The organism is Limnospira sp. PMC 289.06 (assembly GCF_032350395.1).
Classification (GTDB): domain Bacteria; phylum Cyanobacteriota; class Cyanobacteriia; order Cyanobacteriales; family Microcoleaceae; genus Limnospira; species Limnospira platensis.
Map to the genome: position 1 here is coordinate 3118 of NZ_JARPLC010000084.1, position 19242 is coordinate 22359.

General features: G+C 44.3%; 9 protein-coding genes and 1 tRNA gene. 5 read left to right on the forward strand and 5 right to left on the reverse strand.

Annotation, left to right across the window (positions count from 1 at the left end; all coding sequences use genetic code 11):
• Positions 1–190: 190 nt before the first annotated feature.
• On the reverse strand, positions 191–1567 hold the full coding sequence (locus P5674_RS16385) for a tetratricopeptide repeat protein (RefSeq protein ID WP_315670099.1): 1377 nt from the start codon (positions 1565–1567) through the stop codon (positions 191–193).
• 77 nt (positions 1568–1644) lie between these two features.
• On the opposite strand from P5674_RS16385, the gene cofH reads away from it, so the two are divergent.
• Positions 1645–2781, forward strand: a complete 1137-nt coding sequence (gene cofH / locus P5674_RS16390; RefSeq protein ID WP_014276523.1) for a 7,8-didemethyl-8-hydroxy-5-deazariboflavin synthase subunit CofH — start codon at positions 1645–1647, stop codon at positions 2779–2781.
• Between the two features lie 105 nt (positions 2782–2886).
• Positions 2887–5166, forward strand: a complete 2280-nt coding sequence (locus P5674_RS16395; protein ID WP_315670100.1) for a transglycosylase domain-containing protein — start codon at positions 2887–2889, stop codon at positions 5164–5166.
• Positions 5167–5242: 76 nt separating this feature from the next.
• Here the strand turns inward: P5674_RS16395 and P5674_RS16400 are convergent.
• A tRNA-Glu gene (locus P5674_RS16400) sits at positions 5243–5315 on the reverse strand.
• 431 nt (positions 5316–5746) lie between these two features.
• On the opposite strand from P5674_RS16400, the gene P5674_RS16405 reads away from it, so the two are divergent.
• Entirely contained in the window at positions 5747–6811 is a 1065-nt protein-coding gene (locus P5674_RS16405) for a ParA family protein (RefSeq protein ID WP_006618552.1), read from the forward strand.
• Complete coding sequence (locus P5674_RS16410) at positions 6795–7523, forward strand: HEPN domain-containing protein (protein WP_006618553.1); 729 nt, start codon at positions 6795–6797, stop codon at positions 7521–7523. The genes P5674_RS16405 and P5674_RS16410 overlap by 17 nt, the downstream gene beginning before the upstream one ends.
• A 62-nt stretch (positions 7524–7585) precedes the next feature.
• Here the strand turns inward: P5674_RS16410 and P5674_RS16415 are convergent, their stop codons facing one another.
• The 3 genes from P5674_RS16415 to P5674_RS16425 form a co-directional block, all read right to left on the reverse strand.
• Positions 7586–13336: an alpha-2-macroglobulin family protein gene (locus tag P5674_RS16415; protein ID WP_035738130.1), complete on the reverse strand. Its 5751-nt coding sequence runs from the start codon at positions 13334–13336 to the stop codon at positions 7586–7588.
• Positions 13337–13599: 263 nt separating this feature from the next.
• On the reverse strand, positions 13600–14661 hold the full coding sequence (locus P5674_RS16420; protein ID WP_006618555.1) for a glucokinase: 1062 nt from the start codon (positions 14659–14661) through the stop codon (positions 13600–13602).
• A 161-nt stretch (positions 14662–14822) separates the two neighbouring features.
• Positions 14823–17240, reverse strand: a complete 2418-nt coding sequence (locus P5674_RS16425) for a phosphoketolase family protein (RefSeq protein WP_006618556.1) — start codon at positions 17238–17240, stop codon at positions 14823–14825.
• A 358-nt stretch (positions 17241–17598) separates the two neighbouring features.
• On the opposite strand from P5674_RS16425, the gene P5674_RS16430 reads away from it, so the two are divergent.
• On the forward strand, positions 17599–18810 hold the full coding sequence (locus tag P5674_RS16430) for an acetate kinase (RefSeq protein WP_006618557.1): 1212 nt from the start codon (positions 17599–17601) through the stop codon (positions 18808–18810).
• Positions 18811–19242 lie beyond the last annotated feature (432 nt).

The window sequence follows — 19242 nt, forward strand, 5'->3', positions numbered from 1 at the left end:
TAACAATTAACAATTAATTAACCGGTGGGGTGGGGCGGGTTTATTAAACGGGTCGGTTATTCCTATAACTAACTGTGGAACCCGCCCCTACAATTAACAATTAACAATTAATTAACCGGTGGGGTGGGGCGGGTTTATTCAGCCCGTCGCTCATTCCTATAACTGACTGTGGAACCCGCCCCTACAATTGTCAATTATCCATTTCATTTTCATTTTCCGTTAATTTTTCTTCGAGGGATTGAATCGTGTTGAGAGTAGCCTGTGCTGCTTCTTGGTCTCCAGCTTCTTCGATGATAGATAAAGCACTTTTTAGAGTTTCTAGGGCTTGGGAATAGTTGCCCAATTGCTCATGAATCGAGCCTAACTGATTAAGGATTTGACTAATCTCTGGCTGCTGTTCTGATTCTCGATAAACTTCTAGGGCTTGCTGATAAATTTCTAAGGCTTTTTCCCACATTTCCTGACTGTTATAAATGCGACCTATCTGGGTAAGTGCCGTCCCCGCCAGACCAAAATCATTAGCTTCCTTAGCCAAATTAGCAGCCTGCTGATAGGTTTCGATCGCTTGAGGAAACTGGTCTAAATTTTCGTAGATAATCCCCATTAAATTCAAGATACGAGCCGCCCCTGCGTTATCTCTGATGCGTTCTAAGAGTTGAGCCGCTTGCTGAAAGTGTACTAAGGCTTGGAAATCATCTCCATTTTCGCGGTAGATATAACCCATATTACTTAACAACCGCCCCACCCCGGCTTGGTCTCCTATTTGTCGGCGGAAAGCCAGGGCTTGTTGATAAATTTCTAGGGCTCTTTCTACCTCTCCTATGCTAAAATAAAGTGCCCCTAAATTGTTGAGGGTGCGGGAAAGATCCCGTAAATTGCCAACCTCTTGACGAATAGCCCGGGCTTGTTGATAATAGTCGAGGGCTTGGGTGGGTTGAGCTTGACTGGCATAGACGGCCGCGATATTATGTAAAGATTCCCCGACTTCACTACGATCGCCTGCACTTTGAGCTAGTCTCAGTGCTTCTTGATGGTGTTCTAGGGCTTGGGGAAATTCACCCTGTTGGCGGTGAAGAAAACCCAGAAGGTTGAGACTGCGGGCTTTACCACTTTCGACTAGAGCCGTTTCCGAGGCTCCCTGGGGGTTTTGTTGGCGGTAAATTTCCAGGGCTTCAGAAATAGCTGGTAAAGCGCGATCGCTTTCGTTAAAATTGCTGTAAACTTCACCAATAGCATTCAGTGTTTCCGCCACAGCCAAGCGATCGCCTTGGTTCCGGCGGATTGACAATGCCTGTTCTAGGCTTTCTATGGCTTCGCGATGTTCGCCTTTATGGAATTGCTCAACTCCCTGATTGTGTAATTGATTATGATCAACAGATGGGTTGTCAATTTCCGAAGTTGGGGATGGTTCCGCAGATGGTTCCTCCTGAGCTAGAATAGGTGCGATCGTGAACACCAACACAGTCGCACCCATAAGCATCAAAATCGGTATATTCCGCAGTTTGAGGCTAAACCAGAGCAGTGGTCGTCTGGGAACTCCAATAGATAAAGCAGATTTTAATATCATTGCTGTCATTCAACTAATTAAGGAACTTGAGTAAATATGCTGACCGATTTAACTTGGGAGACTATTGATTAGATTGTATGTTAACTCAAACCGTTGATGCCATTTTGGATTGTGCCTCAGAGGGGGCTGATTTATCCCCAGAGCAAGGATTAATCCTACTAGAAGCCAATCACCCGAAAGTTACCGAACGTCTGCGAGAAGTGGCAGATAAGTGGCGATCGCGTGATTGTGGAGATACTGTAACCTATGTAATTAATCGCAATCTCAATTTTACCAACATTTGCGAACAGCATTGCAATTTTTGCGCTTTTCGGCGTGATGAAGGGGAAGCCGGGGCGTTTTGGTTGGGTTTTGAGCAAATTCTCCAAAAAGCCAAAGATGCTGTCGAAAGGGGAGCCACCGAAATTTGTATGCAGGGGGGATTAAATCCCAAGGCTCAGATTAACGGTCAGTTTTTACCCTATTATCTCCAGTTGGTGAAGACCATCAAAAATGAGTTTCCTAATTTACACCTTCATGCTTTTTCCCCCCAGGAAGTGCAATTTATTGCCCGTGGCGATCGCCTCAGTTATGATGTAGTCATAGGTTCACTGCGGGATGCTGGAGTCGGTTCTATGCCAGGAACAGCCGCCGAAGTGTTAGACGATCGCATTCGCCAGGTCATCTGTCCAGAAAAAATTAATACAGCCACCTGGTTAGAAATTGTAGAAACCGCCCACAGTCTAGGAGTTCCCACCACTAGCACCATCTTATGTGGTCACATTGAAACCCACCAACAGCAGATCGCCCACTTGCAAAAATTGCGATCGCTACAACAAAAAGCCATTGACCGCAATTATCCCGCCCGCATTACCGAATTTATCGCCCTGCCTTTTGTCGGGGAACAAGCACCTCCGTCCTTACGCCGCCGGGTAGGACGAGACCAACCAATTTTAACTGATAGCCTCAGACTCATGGCTGTAGCCCGGATTTTCCTCGGTAACTGGATTATGAACCATCAACCTAGTTGGGTAAAATTGGGTTTATCCGGTGCCACAGAAGCCCTAAAATGGGGCTGTAATGATATCGGCGGCACCTTAATGGAAGAACATATCACCACTATGGCAGGAGCTACTGGGGGAACCTGCCAGACTGTAAAAGACCTTCAACAGGCGATCGCCTCAGTCGGGCGAAAACCTCTCCAGCGTGATACCCTATATAGCATTATCCATTGATTTCCCCCAACCGTAAATCACTACTAACAGTAGGTGTTATAATCTTGCGAGTCAGCTAAGGCCAGTGAGTCTCACATAACGGCTATATGCGAAATGTCGCCAAATATGTCATCTAAAAAGCCGGACCCGAAGTCAAATACAGTTATAAGTGCCATCACCCACGTTGTGCAGACCATTCACGCCAGAGTTAACTTCTCCCGGCTGGTGCTAAGGCCTAATAGTAGGGTTCCTGAACTTTGGGTGCAAAATGCTGATGCGGATAAGGCTGATGTTTATCCGCTATTAGGCGATCGCTATGTGATTGGTCGTTCTTCGCGATCTAGTGATATCGTGGTTCGCAATCCTGTAGTTAGTCAGGTGCATCTGTGTTTATTACGTCAGCCACCACATAAAACCATTTTGGGAGAACATCCCTCTCGACAATTTTTGCTCCAAGACGAAAGCTCAACCAATGGAGTCTATAAGGGACGGCGGCGGCTTCAGGTTTTTCCCCTGCGTCATGGGGATGTCATTACTTTGGGCCCCCCGGAACTCGCTAATGGTGTTCGGGTTCAGTATGTAGATCCACCACCCCTATATCTGCGGTTACTGTGCTCTGGTCTTTATACCTTCTGTGGTATTAGTGCTTTGGTCGCCTTAATCGTTTTGTGGCAGTGGCAATATTTTACCGTGCGACCTCTGCCTCGCTCTATCAATGGCCCGGTAGTCGTTTATTCCCGTGATCATCAGCCTCTGCGGGGTACAACCAACAATAATTTACAACTGGAATTAGAGGCTTTATCTGATTTTTCCTCTTACCTACCAAAGGCCGTTATAGCTTCGGAAGATAGCCGCTTTTATTGGCACATGGGTATTGACCCCATCGGAATTTTCAGGGCTTTTATCACGAATTTACAAGGCGGTGCAATTAGAGAAGGTGGCAGCACGATTTCCCAGCAGTTAGCCCGCACTTTATTTAGGGAGTACGTCGGCACAGAAGATTCCGCCTGGCGGAAATCCAGAGAGGCGATCGTCGCCCTTAAATTAGAGACTTTTTATGGTAAAGACACTCTCTTACTTACCTATTTAAACCGAGTATATTTAGGCTTAGACCTCTATGGTTTTGAAAATGCCGCTCAGTTCTATTTTGGCAAATCTGCCGCTAATTTAACCCTGTCCGAAGCTGCAACACTGGCAGGTATTTTGCCCGCCCCCAATAGTTTTAATCCTATTCAAAATTATGAGTTAGCCGTCCAGTATCGCGATCGCGTATTGGCGAGAATGGAAGCCCTGGGAATGATTAACTCTGAAGAAGCCGATCGGGCGAGGCGATCGCGTATTGAAATTAACCCCAGGGCGCGGGAAATTCTCGAAAGTACCATTGCACCCTACTTTTATGATTATGTATTTACCGAAATAGAGAGACTTCTCGGCAGTCAATTGGCGCGAGAGGGTAACTTTATTGTCGAAACCTCTTTAGATCCTCAAATGCAAGCCGTCGCTGAGAGGTCTTTGCAACAACATCTAGCTACCGTCGGCGCTGGTGCTGGCTTTTCTCAGGGGGGAATAGTCACTCTCGACTCCAGTAATGGCGCAGTTATGGCTATGGTCGGAGGAATCAGTTATGGGGATAGTCAATTTAACCGCGTGACTCAAGCCCTACGACAGCCCGGATCTACCTTTAAGCTCTTTCCCTATGCCGCCGCCTTAGATAAGGGTATCCCCCCCGGTAGAACCTATTCCTGTGAACCTCTCACTTGGCAAGGACAAACTTTTAGAGGATGCGATCGCAGTAGTGGGTCTGTCGATATGTATCGGGGTATGGCTTTATCCGAAAACGTCACCGCCCTAAGAGTCGCCCAGGAGGTCGGCTTAAATTCCGTCGTCGATATGGCACGACGGCTAGGCATTCGCTCCGATTTAAATCCGGTTCCCGGTTTGGTTTTGGGTCAAAGTGAAGTTACCCTGCTAGAGATGACTGGCGCTTTTAATGTCATGGCTAATCGCGGTTTAGCTCACTATCCCCACGGCATTAGACGTATTTTAGATAGTAGTGATTGCACCGATGCGATCGATATTAATAGCTGTCGGGTCATTTATGCCTATGATCGAGAAAATCCCAGAGTCCCCCAGGTCGTTTCTCCCCTCGTCACAGAAACTATGACTTCCATGCTACAGGGAGTAATTCGTTGGGGCACAGGTCAGGATGCTAGTTTGGGTTTAGGGGAAGCTGGAAAAACTGGCACCACCAACTCCAATGTTGACCTCTGGTTTATTGGCTATATACCCAATCAGAGACTCACCACAGGCATTTGGCTCGGTAATGATGACAATTCCCCTACTTTCGGCAGTAGCGCTAATGCAGCTCAATTATGGGGCGATTATATGCGCCAGATCCTCCCTTGAGGTTAGCCAACTATCACCAAAAAGACTAGGGTAGAGACCACATTCCACAATCCCTACCCTAACCTTAAATTTTTAGTACCCCCAAGGGAATTCGAATCCCTGTCGCCTCCGTGAAAGGGAGGTGTCCTAGGCCTCTAGACGATGGGGGCTTGTGTTTGTGTTTCGCCTTTGATTTTCGAGCTTTTTGCGCTCTCACCTTTATTAACTTAGCGAATCTTTCAACTTCTGTCAACCCTTTTGCCGATTTTTTTTTGACTTTTTTCTGGCAGCCGCTTAATCTCCCTCTGGGTAAGCGTTTCGGCTTCTAACTTCCCGTATATTTCCGAGTCCCTAGAACCATAACCGCCACCATCAAGCCTCTGGCTCCATCCTAACATGACCCCTTAAATCTAGCCATCAGTCTCCCCAGAGCCAGACAGACCCCCACCACTCTCACCTCATCACCATCACCTCAGAATTGATACAGCCACATCAGACAGCATCTGAACTGAGTCTCAAACCCCCATATTATTAAAGGTTGGGGCAATGATTATATGCTACAATTACCCAACATCGGCGAGTTAAAAACAGGGTAAATATCATGGTTCAGAAAATCGCACTATTTAATCACAAAGGCGGAGTCAGTAAAACCACCACCACATTTAACTTGGGTTGGATGTTAGCATCAAAAGGCAAAAAAGTGATTATTGTAGATGCTGACCCACAATGTAATTTAACTGGTATGGCTTTAGAACAAGATACCGAAGATGACCAAGCCAGAATCGAAGCTATCTACAATACACATTCAAACATTAAGACCGGACTCGCCCCAGCTTTTGAAGGTCAACCTAAAGCCATTGAAGCCGTCAATTGTGTTCCTTTATTAGGTCAAGAAGGCTTATTTTTACTTCCGGGTCATGTGGGATTTGCTGAGTATGAAGTTACCCTAGGTATTGCTCAAGAGTTAAGTAGTTCCATTCAAACACTCCAAAATTTACCCGGGTCTATTACTGCATTGTTTAACAAAACTGCCGCGCTCTTTAATGCGGATTATATTTTAATTGATATGAGTCCTAGCTTGAATTCAATTAATCAAAATTTGTTGATGACCAGCGACTTTTTTATCATTCCTACTACCGCTGATTTCTTCTCCGTGATGGCGATCGAATCCTTGAGTAAAATTTTGCCTAAATGGTCATTATGGGCTAAAAAAGCCAGTTCGTCACCGATTTTAAAAGAGGCAATCTATCCATTTCCTGATTTTAAACTTCGCTTTCTGGGAACTATTATTCAGAATTATCGAATTATTCACGGTAAGGAAACTGTGGCTTTTCAAAAATGGATTGACAAAATCGAGGCAGATGTTAAAGATAAATTAGTTCCTGTGTTCAGCCAATCTGGTTTAATGTTACCTACTCCCAGTTATTTTGAGCAAGGTATTAGCGAAACTTTTACTTTAACCAAGATTTCTAACTTTAATAGTCTAATTGCCCTTTCTCAAAAGCATCAAACTCCCATTTATGATTTAACTCGTGAGCAATTAAGACAAGCTGGAAAAGTTTTAACAAACAATCGGAAAAAACAGGAAGAATTTCGTGGGGTATTTGCAGACCTAGCAGATAAAGTTATCGGATTAACTTCTCAGAGTTATGCAATTAGCGCTTGACCAATTTCGGGTCAGTATTGCTCGTGTTAGGGATTTAATTGATGTTCATAACTATATTAAATCTCAATCGACCCCGGCTTTAGATTTATCTGATATTTTACGAGCATCCCTGGTTTTAGCCGTGAGTGCGTTAGATTACTATATCCATGAAGTTGTCACCCTGGGAATGTTAGAAATTTATAAAGGTGAACGTCCTCAAACTGCCGCCTTTTCACGTTTTCAAGTGTCATTAGGTAACACTACCAATGATAGATTAATGCTGATGAATATTGAATCTTGGTTAGAAACAGAAATTCAGTTAAGCCAAGCCGGGTCATTGCTGCCACCATCTCCCAGTGTATCAGATTTGCTTCCACTGATATCAAGTGCGATTCAAAATAAACTCAATCAAACTTCATTACTCAATGATGAACTCCGAGAAAACCTGGGATATAAGAGTTTTCAAAAACCAGATAAAATAGCTGATGCTATTCGTCTTATTTATGACCAAAAATTGTGGGATGAGGTAGCGCAGCAAATGGGGAAATCAGCATCCGATATCAAACAACAACTTAGCGCAATAGTCGATCGCAGAAATAAAATTGCTCATCAAGCTGATATAGACCCTTCTTTTGGTATCGGAAACAGATGGCCTATTTATGACTGTCTAGTTAGCGACTGCGTTGATTTTCTTGAACAACTTGTAGAAACTATACACCAAGTCTTAACATAATTGATGGCGATTACTTGCTATTATCCTCCATTTATGGTATAATAGGCGGAGCTTTTCCGAGTCTATCTATCGGATACCACTAACAACCCAGAGGTAGTTCGTCCGAACTCTTCTGGGTTATATTGTAGATAGGCTCTAGCACCCGGCCAGATAAATTCGCCGGGGGTGACAGAACGTACTAGATAATGAACATGATATGCACCAGGTATGAGACGATCGCTATAAGCCATAATGCGATCGCGATAAATAGTTTGATAGGCAATTTCCCAACTATCAGCCTGACTTTGTAAGACTTGATTACTCGTCTCAAAACTCCTATCAATCGCCTCTAAACCAGCCGGGAGAGGGTCAACAATCATCACTTTATCCACTGGATGATCTGCGATAATTTCCAACCCAATATCAAATATCTGTCCCGGTTTCACCGTTAAAGGTTTAGACTCCTCTGTGAGGCTATAGGTTTGCAGACTTTCAGTTTCGTTAGCCGGTCGAATAGTCCGAATCACCCGAAGACCATTAAGTTGACCTGGCTGCTTTCCTTCTAGGCGATAACTGTATTTTATCCAATAATGTAAATTACCCGAATTTTCAGGTTGAATCGATAGTTGATAATTTCCTTGGGGTAATTCTGCCATCGGTAGGTTAAGATTAAAGCTAGAATTACCATCATTTCCTAACTCAATTTGCTCTGATATGTACCCCCCCACTTCCAAATTAACCCGGAAACTTTCCGACGTGGTTTGGGTTTGTTGATAAGCCACTAACGCCGTTAACGCTTCGGCGGTATCATAGTCATTTTGCCAAATTCCCTCACGACGCAGGTTTAACAGACTTTCCACTAATCTACCGATAGTTTCTGGCTGTTGGTTTTGGGTAATATATAAGCGCAATGCTTGAGACTGTAAAACCGTCGGAGAGGCTAACCATTGATATCCGGGGGGTAAATTAACCGTCGCTGTCCGTCCCGTTTGATAAATGTGTTTTTGGATATCTTGGAAAATCGTATTAAATTCCGTTTCCCATTGGGGGAAGTTGGCTAAATAACCAGCCAGTTTAATTTGGGTGGCGGGGTCAAATTCCCGCCAAGTTCCGTAAATTTCTGCCATGAAATCACTGCGCGTTTCTCCTAAGTCTGATAAGGCGATTAACGCTTCAAGACGCAGGCGGTTTTTACAGATATTATTAACACAGAAGCCATTTTCATCAGGATTAGCAACTACTTGATTTAGATAATTTCTGAGGCGATTAATCAGATTATTATTAACCGTAAATCCGGCTTGAGATGCTTTGGCTAAGGATTCTGCGGCGTAACTCGATAGTAGCGGATCGGAGATATTCGCGGCGGGAAAATAGCCAAAACCGCCATCTTCTTTTTGTAAGCCGGCTAATCTGTTAATAGCATCATTAGCTTGCAATTCCAAATCTAAGCCCGATAAATCATTAGGATTTTTCCCAATAATTTGGAGATTACTTGCTATTAATAAACGACTGGCTATGGGTTCTAAGAATGGTAAAGTTGGCTGTTGGAAAATTTGGGTCGCAGGTTGTGTTAATTGGGGGATTAAACTATTAGCCAGGGAAATAGTTAGACCTCCCGCATTGGGGACTACCTTATCATCAATATTAATGGGAATGCTGACGGTTTCGCGGGTAGTCCCGGAAGCGATTACCTGTTCCGTTGTTTCTAGGGGTTTTATCTCCAAAGGAACTTGAAAACTATCAGTTTTATTTTGCAGTCTGCTGGTGAATTTTACCAGGGAATTTCCTACTTGTTCAACTAACACAGGAAAACGATAGGCTTGGGTGGCCGTTTCCGCTTGGGTTTTCAGGTGGTGGCTGGTTTTATTCCCCGCTGAAAATAACAGTCCACCACTCAGGTCTCCGGTGATGTCTAATTGTCCTTTCAGGTTGTCTCGGTTGGTGATGGAAACTCCCGCTAAAAAGCGATCGCCTACCCGCGCGAATGGTGGTAGTATCGGATTAGATAATAGGGATTTGGTCGTGATAAATGTCGCTTCCCCCGACCCAAATTCTAAATTTTCGTCAGTAGCGATCGCCAGAACTCGCCAGGTGGTTAAATTATCAGGTAACGTAAAATTAACCGTGGCTTTTCCTTGGGTGTCCGTGATAATTGAACCGTTATAGTAGGCTAACGCTTGGAAGTCTTGACGCAACTTAGATGTATCAATAGTGGCGGCGGAAAATCCTCCCCCATAACCCCAACCTTTAGCCAACGGTGACATCAATGATTGTATTACCACATCAGGACGGTTATCTGTTAATCGGGTCGATATTGATTGTTCAGCATATACAGTATCTACTAAGTTGGGGGGTCGGTAGCCGTTAAGTTGCAATATCGCATCATTGACCACCATTAAAGTGATTTGTCCGCTAATCGGTTGATAATTATCCTTCGTCAACTCTAGGTTAATCGTGGCTTGGGAACCAGGTTGAAATTCCGATTGATTCGGGTTAATTTTGACTTGTAAATACTTCCCATTTTTGCTGACATTTAACGGAGTCATCCCGATAGATACTAGATTATCTACGCTTCCCGGTTCCAGTTGTGATAGAGGTTCTCCCTGACGGACTAAGACCGCTTCTACAGCCACATTAGGTAGCATTTCTGGTGTTACTTGAAAGCGGATTTCTGGTGCGCCGCCTTTCACCGGAATTAGGGTTTTATACAAAATGCGATCGCGAATTACTGCGAAAAATAACTCTCCCTCCCCATAGGGTGATTGAATTAAAGCCGTTGCTATATCTCCCGGTTGGTAATTATCCCGGTCTAGTTTAATTTCGAGGCGGTTATCATAACGATTTCCCCAACTCACCGGACTATCACCTGTTATCCAAATTTGAATATCAGTAGCTTTCGGTGTATTTAAGGGGTCCGAAGCAAATCTCGCCTGAATGCGATAAGACCCTGATTCCCTCGCCGTTAATTCTACAGTTTTCGCAGTATTACCACTCCTGACATCTACAGTATCCACTGTTTCATATTCCAGTTGATTTCGGTTAGTTTGTCCCCCTTCCACCACCCGGGTGATACTGCTGTAATTCATTTTCTGTAATTCCAGCTTCACCGGAACATTATTAATTGATTTACCCTCAACATCAGTAACAATCACTTCCACCGGAAAAGCCTGATTAACATTAGCTACAAATTTGCTTTTCAGTCCAATCAATTGATGGTTAGGTAAGACCGTAAAACTTTGGGAGTCCGCGACCGACAGGTTAGAAACATCTGTCACTTCCACATCAACTTGATATCTGAGGGGATAGGGAACATCACCGCTAACAGTGATCATTTCACTTCCCGAACCCGCCGCGTCTAAATTTTGCGATCGCTGTAAGACATCACTAGAAATCGTCGGTTTTTCTTCCGGCCAAAACCACTGTCTTCCAAAATGATATTTTTCCCAACCTGGGGGAGTGAAATCACTAGCCGTCCGCGTCACATAATATTTAGCCTCACCACCAACTACCGGAGAACCGAATAAATAATCACCCTGAACTGTCGCCATAATTTTATCCTGACTCACAGCTAATTGGCGGTCAAGACTCAAATCAACCTTAAAGTTAGGGGGGTTAAATTCTGCTACTCGAAAATTACCAACAATTTCTACCCCATTGATACCTTTACCCTGAATTACATAATTCCCCAAAGGGTCATCTGGCTTAACCGTAAATTCTACCGAAAACGTAGCAAATTGATTAGTTGAATAATCCCCTAATTCTCGTTTTTCCCCCGTCGGAGTTTCTAGCGTGAGATTATAGACCGTATTCTGATCTGGCTGTAATTCCCCATTTTGTAAATAGTAAGCCACCCCCGTTAAAGCGATAGGTTCACCCGGTTGATAGAGTTGTCGGTCTGAAAAAATAGTTCCGCGAGAAATCGGTTTATTTTCATCCCAACCCGCATAAACTCCATAGCCATAAGCACCACTGTAGGAGTAGCTGCGAGTGAATGCCCAGTCCTCCCCTTCTTTAGCAATTACCAACAGTTCTGGGGGTTCATTAAACCGACTGGCTCCCATACATCCCCCCAGGTTTTCCGCCGTTAATAATAGCAATCCCTCCCTATTAGTAATTCCCCTAGCACAAGCAGTTGGTTGAGGAAATGATCTAGCATTAAGTTGGGATTGGTATATTTCCACCGATGCTGATGCTACTGGTGAACCGTCATCTAAATGATTAACTCTCACCATTCCCGACTCTGGAAACCATTGGGAAAACACACCCAAGTTAGTTAACTGAACCATCCCATAAAAGCTAGGCTCATTCCATTCCGTCACACCATTTTTTTCATAGGAAGTAGTTTTGGCTTTAATTCCATAGGCTAACATTCCCGTTTTCCCTTGTAACTTATCTCGCAGATTAATCGAAGTTTCGATAGTTTGATTAGTCGCACCACCATCAACCCTAAAATTTTGCCATTTATCTGAGGTGGGGAGTAAATTTTTACCCTCCCTGCTCGGATAGGCTTGCTCTGCATAGACTAAATCTTCTGGCTGGATAATTGCATAAGCTGCTTGATAGCGAGATTCGGGTATATTAACAGTAGAAACGTTAATTTGTAAATTGTTACCAGATGGGAAAATATTTAAACCAGAAGGAGTCCACAGGTCAGCCGCAAGATTTCCCGTTTTATAGTTAAGGTTGATGGGTTCCTCTAGCCTTTGATTAAAGGTGTCTTCCAGGTTAGCGCCAATCGTAATTACATAATTAGTTTGAGGTTGAAAAGACCAAGGATTTAAGCTGATTGTATCGTTACCGTCGTATGATTGTATCAGCGGCGGTGCATCTCCTACTGGTGGCGGGTTTATCGTGATATTTTCTCTGGCTGATTGCGCCGTAATTCCGTTATTAAACTTAAGTTGAGGACTCCCATTAGTAAATCTTCCATAGGTTCCACCTTCCCTAGGTTGTCCATAAAATTGGATTCCTTGAAACTGTAGGGGTTCGTAGGTGTAAATTGGGTTGGAAATCAGAAATTGGCTGGCTAGATTTCCCGTTTTTGATTGCAGTCCGGGTGTGATTTCTAGGGTGTAACGGCTGGCTTTTTCTAGCTTTTGCTGAAATTTTATGTTATAATCCCAGCTATGGGAAAATGGGCTTTCTCTGTCTTCTCGCGCCACATCCCCGCTACCAGCTTCCGGTTTATCTAGTGTTACCCGTAGAGGAATGGCTTTTTTGGTCTTGTCGGAAATGACTCTGATATGGTCGTTGACTGAGGCGAGATCTAGTTCTACGTTAGATGTAAATTTGAGGGTGGGGTCTAAACCTATGGGGTGGTCAGGAAAACCAGGGTTATCTTCCGTCCCCGGAAGGTTTGACAGTTGAATGGCTGGAGTGTTGAAAGTCCAGGCTATGTCTGACTCTAGTTGATGGTCGCTGAGGTCGCTGAGTCCTTTTTTCAGCGTTACCTGAAACCGGGTGGCTAGGGGAATTGCCTCTTCCGCTTGAAAACCTACCATCCGGGGTGTCAGAAATCGGAATCTTCCCGGTATTGTGGGGTTGATGTCAAAGTGTTTGAGTTGTTGTCTCTGGTTGGGGGAGTCGAGACGCTCAACCGGAATTAACGGGTTGCTAAAAGTGATTCTAATCTGGCCTAAAGATGTGGCTTCCTCTGTAGGACTAATTTCTTTTATCCACTCTGGAAGCTGGGGAAGGGGTAGCGGGGATATGCTGACCATCGGTTCACCAACGGGTTGACTGCTGAAAATTCGACACCCGGCTATGGTGAGGATAAACAGGGAGACTAGGAAAAACCGCTTCCAGATTCTACGGGAAAAGCCTATTGTTACCATAGGAGATTATGCGATCGCATTTCGTATTCCCTTCATAACACATCCGAGTTGCTCAACCCCGGAAACTTCCACAATTCTTAATTGTTTCTATCTCCTCCGGCTATCGTTTCAAGGGTTGACTGTTTAACTATCGACTGGGTTCACTATCGATTAGTTTAACCATAGATTTTACATTATATATGCCGCCACCTTTTACCATGGTAATAATTATGGCATAAACATCACCGAAAGTCAACCCCTAAACCGAAATAGTTTTTTTGTGTTTAGATTTGTGTGGCACATAATGCGGCACCGATTAAACCGACTTGAGGATTAAGAACAATAGAGACAGGTACTTGTTCTAATAAAGGACTAACGCGACCCTTATCTTTCAAGGCTTTGATAAAGTTTCCTTCCTGTATTAAAGGGATAATTTTAGCAGCAATTCCCCCGGCCACATATAACCCGCCGTATGGTAGTAATTTGAGCGCGAGATTTCCAGCTTCTGCGCCATAGGCTTCCACAAAAATTTTCATAGTCTGAACCGAGAGATAATCACTTTTAGCCAAGGCGGCTTTAGAGACTTCAGCGGCGAGGTCTACGGTTTGGTGTTCTTGTCCGATTTCCTGTTTCCATGTATGATAAATTTGGGCAATTTCGGGAGATTCTTGAGAGATATCATGGTCACGCAAAAATTGATAAATCGCGGTAATTCCCATCCCCGATACTACTCTTTCTACGGATACTCTGGTGATATTATAGAGTTCTCGTAAATAGCCTAGGAGATGAAATTCCAACTCGGATCTGGGTGCGAAATCAGTATGACCGCCTTCGCTGAAAAAGACTTGATAACCGCCTTGGGGAAGGGGAATCACAAAACCTTCTCCTAAACCTGTTCCCGCACCTATCACAGCCCTAGGCGCAGAAGCATCAGGTTTTCCGGGTTGGAGAATGTGTAAATCTGATGATGATAAACCGACTACACCATAACCAATAGCGGCAAAATCATTAATTAGTTTAATGTGGGAAATATCTAGTTCTCGCTGAAGGCGATCGCTGTCTAACGACCAACTCAAGTTAGTAAGTTCGCAGCTATCATTTACCACAGGACCCGCAATACCAAAACAGGCTTTTTCGGGTTTTTTATATTCGGAAACTTCCTGAGATGCAGCTTCTAAAAAATGTTTAACTATGGGAACCAAATCAATATAATTTTGACTAGAATATGTCTGCTCAAATAATGATTTTATCTGGGGTGTAGGGGCGCTAGTGTCGAGAGAATTTGCGTCAAATAAGGATAAAATTGTTTTGGTTCCTCCTATGTCTCCAGCGAGAATAATTGTCATGTTTTTTGTATCCTGAAATATTGATGATATCAGCAGTCTATGCTGAGGATGAAAAAAGGCGATCGCATCAGTAGATGTTAAACCGATACTTTCAGCGAATCGCCTAATCAAGTTAAGTTATCCTACTAATTGGTCAAAAGTTGACCCCGAGATGGTATCAGCTAAAACGGCCACTTCCAATTACTAATTTCCTCCTGATCCTGACCATGTTCGTAGGCATAAGCGACATTTTCGATGATAGCATTTCTCATGCGTTCGCGAACATAAGCCGCCGCCGATCGCAATTGTGGCACTCTGTCAATGACATCAATCACCAAATTAAAGCGATCGACCTGATTTTCGATCGCCAATTCCAAGGGTGTATTAATATTACCCTTTTCCTTATAGCCACGAACGTGCAAATTGGGGTGATTAGTGCGACGATAAGCCAACTTATGAATCAACCAAGGATAGCCGTGGAAATTAAAGATAATGGGTTTGTCAGTGGTGAACAAACTATCAAAATCCCAATCAGATAAACCGTGGGGATGTTCAGTATTAGGTTGTAACTTAAACAGATCGACCACATTAATAAAGCGGATTTTCAACTCAGGAAATTCCGACCGGAGAATGGCGGTCGCCGCCAAAGACTCCCTAGTAGCGACATCACCACAAGAAGCCATCACCACATCAGGAATATCGGGGTCTTTACCACAATCATCATTACTAGCCCATTCCCAAATTCCAATTCCTTTAGTACAATGCTTAATGGCATCATCCATATTCAGGAATTGTAGATGTTTTTGCTTATCTGCCACAATGACATTAACATAATCTTTGCTTTGGAGACAATGATTAGCACAGGACAGTAAACAATTAGCATCAGGTGGAAAATAAACCCGTACTACATCAGGACTCTTATTAGTAACCAAATCCACATAACCGGGATCTTGGTGACTAAAACCATTGTGGTCTTGTCGCCAAACCGTAGAAGATAGTAGGATATTCAGAGAGGCGATCGGAGAGCGCCAAGGCACCTCTTTTTTACAGACTTCCAACCATTTAGCGTGTTGATTAAACATGGAATCGACCACATGAGCAAAAGCCTCATAGGTGTGAAAGAAACCATGACATCCCGTGAGTAAATAACCTTCTAACCAGCCTTGAAGGGTATGCTCACTTAACATTTCCATAACCCGACCATCAGTGGCTAATTCGCTACCGTCTAGGTCTTCCTCTAAAAACTCACCCATCCAGGTTTTTTTACTGACTTCATAGACAGCATTAAGGCGATTAGAGGCAGTTTCATCAGGCCCAAACATCCGAAAATTAGTCATATTTTTAGCCATGACATCCCGGAGGAAATTACCGAGAGGTCGAGTGTTTTCTGCCTCACTTTGACCCGGTTTAGGAACCTCGACAGCATAGTGGCGGAAGTCTGGCATATTTAAGTCACGACGCAAAATACCACCGTTAGCAAACGGGTTAGCACTCATGCGGCGGATACCCGTTGGCGCGAGTTCCTGGAGTTCAGGAATCAGGGTTCCGTTTTCGTCAAAAAGTTCTTCGGGCTGGTAACTTCGCATCCAGTCTTCTAGGATTTTCATCTGATGGGGGTTCCCAATGACATTAGACATGGGGACTTGGTGCGCGCGCCAAAAACCTTCAACTTTGCGACCATCTACTTCCTTCGGACCTGTCCAACCTTTAGGCGATCGTAAAATAATCATCGGCCATTGGGGACGGGTAGCGTTTCCACTACTACGAGCCTGTTGTTGAATGTCGCGAATTTCGTTGATACAATGTTCTAGGGTCGTCGCCATTTTCTGATGAGCCGAGGCATAATCCTCTAATTGGCTACATTCCACCAAATAGGGAGTATAACCATAGCCTCGGAATAGGTTTTTGAGTTCCTCGTTGGGAATTCTGGAGAGAATCGTCGGGTTAGCAATTTTATAGCCGTTTAGGTGCAAAATCGGCAGCACCGCACCATCACGGATAGGATTGATAAATTTATTGGAATGCCAAGCCGTTGCTAGGGGTCCCGTTTCCGCTTCTCCATCTCCCACCACGGCGGCCGTAATTAATTCGGGATGGTCAAATACTGTACCGTAAGCATGGGAGAGGCTATAACCTAGTTCCCCCCCTTCGTGGATAGAACCTGGGGTTTCTGGGGTGCAATGGCTACCGATACCGCCAGGGAATGAAAACTGTTTGAAAAATTTTCGCATCCCTTCAGCATCTTGACTTTTATCCGGGTAAACCTCCGAGTAGGTTCCTTCTAAATATACCGGACCGAGAACACCCGGTGCGCCGTGTCCTGGACCCGCAATATAGATCATATTCAGGTCATATTTTTTGATTAACCGATTTAGGTGAATGTAGATGAAACTTAAACCGGGACTAGACCCCCAATGACCCAGAAGGCGATATTTGATATGTTCAGGTTTTAAGGGTTCTTTTAGTAACGGATTATCTCGCAGGTAGATCATCCCTACACAAAGATAATTGCAAGCGCGCCAGTAGGCATGAGTTTTCCGTATCTCATCGTCACTGAGAGGATAGGTTGTCTCCAAGGATTGATCGGCTGCTGCTACCATAAATATTTACCTTGATTGGGCTTATTGACATCCTACTTTAGATAGATATTTCCAGGGAGGTTAGGCTAATCCTAACATTCTGGATGATCCGATAGGACGGAGTTTCTCTATTAATATCCTAAGATTACCGAAATGGCAAGTTTTTATGATTAATTGGGTGATGTTTATGAATATTTAACCTGATTTTAACTTGACTTTAAGTGGTCTTTAGTCTATGTTAAGGTGGATTTTGGTGCTGTCCATCATTGCTTTAACTAAATAGCTCCCACTCCATCCCAGTCCATCAACCTGCCCGCCATCATCAAAAAAACAAAAAATCCATCAATAAACTATTATTAAAAGGCTGTTAATTTTAATCATGAAAATTCTGGTATTGAATGCTGGTTCAAGCTCCCAAAAAAGCTGCTTATATGATATTAACGGAGATAGCCTACCAGCATCTCCCCTAGAACCTATTTGGGAGGCGGTTATTGATTGGGGAATGCCACCTTTTGGGCAAATGACAGTGAAAGCCAATGGGGTGAAACAGGAGAGTAAAATTGATGGCAGTCAGAAGGATAAAGCGATTGGTCAAATGTTGAATAGCCTGATAGAAGGGGAGACTCAAGTTCTCAATAATCTAGGGGAAATTAATGTGGTTGGTCATCGGGTAGTGCATGGAGGAACTGACTATTCTAGGGCGACTATAATTGATGAGCAGGTGAAAGAGACGATCGCCCGATTAATCCCCCTAGCTCCGTCTCATAACCCTTCTCATTTACAGGGAATTGCAGCCATAGAAAGGGTGTTAGGGAATGTGCCACAGGTGGCGGTATTTGATACAGCCTTTCATAGTCAAATGCCCTTGGCGGCGGCGGTATATCCTATTCCTTATGAATGGTTTACTAAAGGAATTAGGCGCTATGGTTTTCATGGTACAAGCCATAAATATTGTGGGGAAAGGGTAGCTCAATTAATGGGTAAACCGTTGGAGTCTTTGCGGTTAATTACTTGCCATTTAGGGAATGGTTGTTCTTTGGCGGCTATTCGGGATGGAATTAGTGTGAATACTACTATGGGATTTACTCCCTTAGAAGGTTTGATGATGGGAACTCGGAGTGGTTCCATTGACCCAGCGATTTTGATTTTTTTGATGAGGGAATATGGGTGGGATAGCGATCGCCTTAATGAAATGCTAAATCAACAATCGGGGTTAAAGGGAATTACGGGAATATCTGGAGATATGCGCTATGTTCAAAAGGAACAGAGTAGCGGCAACGAACGGGCTCAATTAGCCTTTGATATGTTTATTCACCGCCTGCGAACTGGGATAGGTTCAATGTTAGCGAGTTTGGGGGGACTAGATGGTTTAGTGTTTACGGCAGGTATTGGAGAACACGGAGTTTTAGTGCGTCAAGAAACCTGCAAAGATTTTGATTTTATCGGACTCAAATTAGACCCCGAGAAAAACCGCAATATTAAAGGAGATGGTAACATCGCCGCCAGTGATTCCCAGGTGCCTGTATTTGTGATCCACACGGAGGAAGATTGGGCGATCGCCACTGAATGCTGGCATTTACTAAAATCCTAGGTTAGCAACAGACCCGCCTGGTCTGGGCGGGTTCACCAGGGTCTTCTGTAGGGGCGGGTTCACCAGGGTCTTCTGTGGTAACAGACCAGTTACATCAACCCGCCCCCGCACCCTGTAGGGGCGGGTTCACCGGGGTCTTCTGTGGTAACAGACCAGTTACATCAACCCGCCCCCGCACCCTGTAGGGGCGGGTTCACCGGGGTCTTCTGTGGTAACAGACCAGTTACATCAACCCGCCCCCGCACCCTGTAGGGGCGGGTTCACCGGGGTCTTCTGTGGTAACAGACCAGTTACATCAACCCGCCCCCGCACCCTGTAGGGGCGGGTTCACCGGGGTCTTCTGTGGTAACAGACCAGTTACATCAACCCGCCCCCGCACCCTGTAGGGGCGGGTTCACCGGGGTCTTCTGTGGTAACAGACCAGTTACATCT

Excerpts from the sequence above, each read along its gene's own strand:
- P5674_RS16385 (WP_315670099.1), bottom strand. The coding sequence starts at position 1,567 with ATGATATTAAAATCTGCTTTATCTATTGGAGTTCCCAGACGACCACTG.
- cofH (WP_014276523.1), top strand. The coding sequence starts at position 1,645 with ATGTTAACTCAAACCGTTGATGCCATTTTGGATTGTGCCTCAGAGGGG.
- P5674_RS16395 (WP_315670100.1), top strand. The coding sequence starts at position 2,887 with ATGTCATCTAAAAAGCCGGACCCGAAGTCAAATACAGTTATAAGTGCC.
- P5674_RS16405 (WP_006618552.1), top strand. The coding sequence starts at position 5,747 with ATGGTTCAGAAAATCGCACTATTTAATCACAAAGGCGGAGTCAGTAAA.
- P5674_RS16410 (WP_006618553.1), top strand. The coding sequence starts at position 6,795 with ATGCAATTAGCGCTTGACCAATTTCGGGTCAGTATTGCTCGTGTTAGG.
- P5674_RS16415 (WP_035738130.1), bottom strand. The coding sequence starts at position 13,336 with ATGGTAACAATAGGCTTTTCCCGTAGAATCTGGAAGCGGTTTTTCCTA.
- P5674_RS16420 (WP_006618555.1), bottom strand. The coding sequence starts at position 14,661 with ATGACAATTATTCTCGCTGGAGACATAGGAGGAACCAAAACAATTTTA.
- P5674_RS16425 (WP_006618556.1), bottom strand. The coding sequence starts at position 17,240 with ATGGTAGCAGCAGCCGATCAATCCTTGGAGACAACCTATCCTCTCAGT.
- P5674_RS16430 (WP_006618557.1), top strand. The coding sequence starts at position 17,599 with ATGAAAATTCTGGTATTGAATGCTGGTTCAAGCTCCCAAAAAAGCTGC.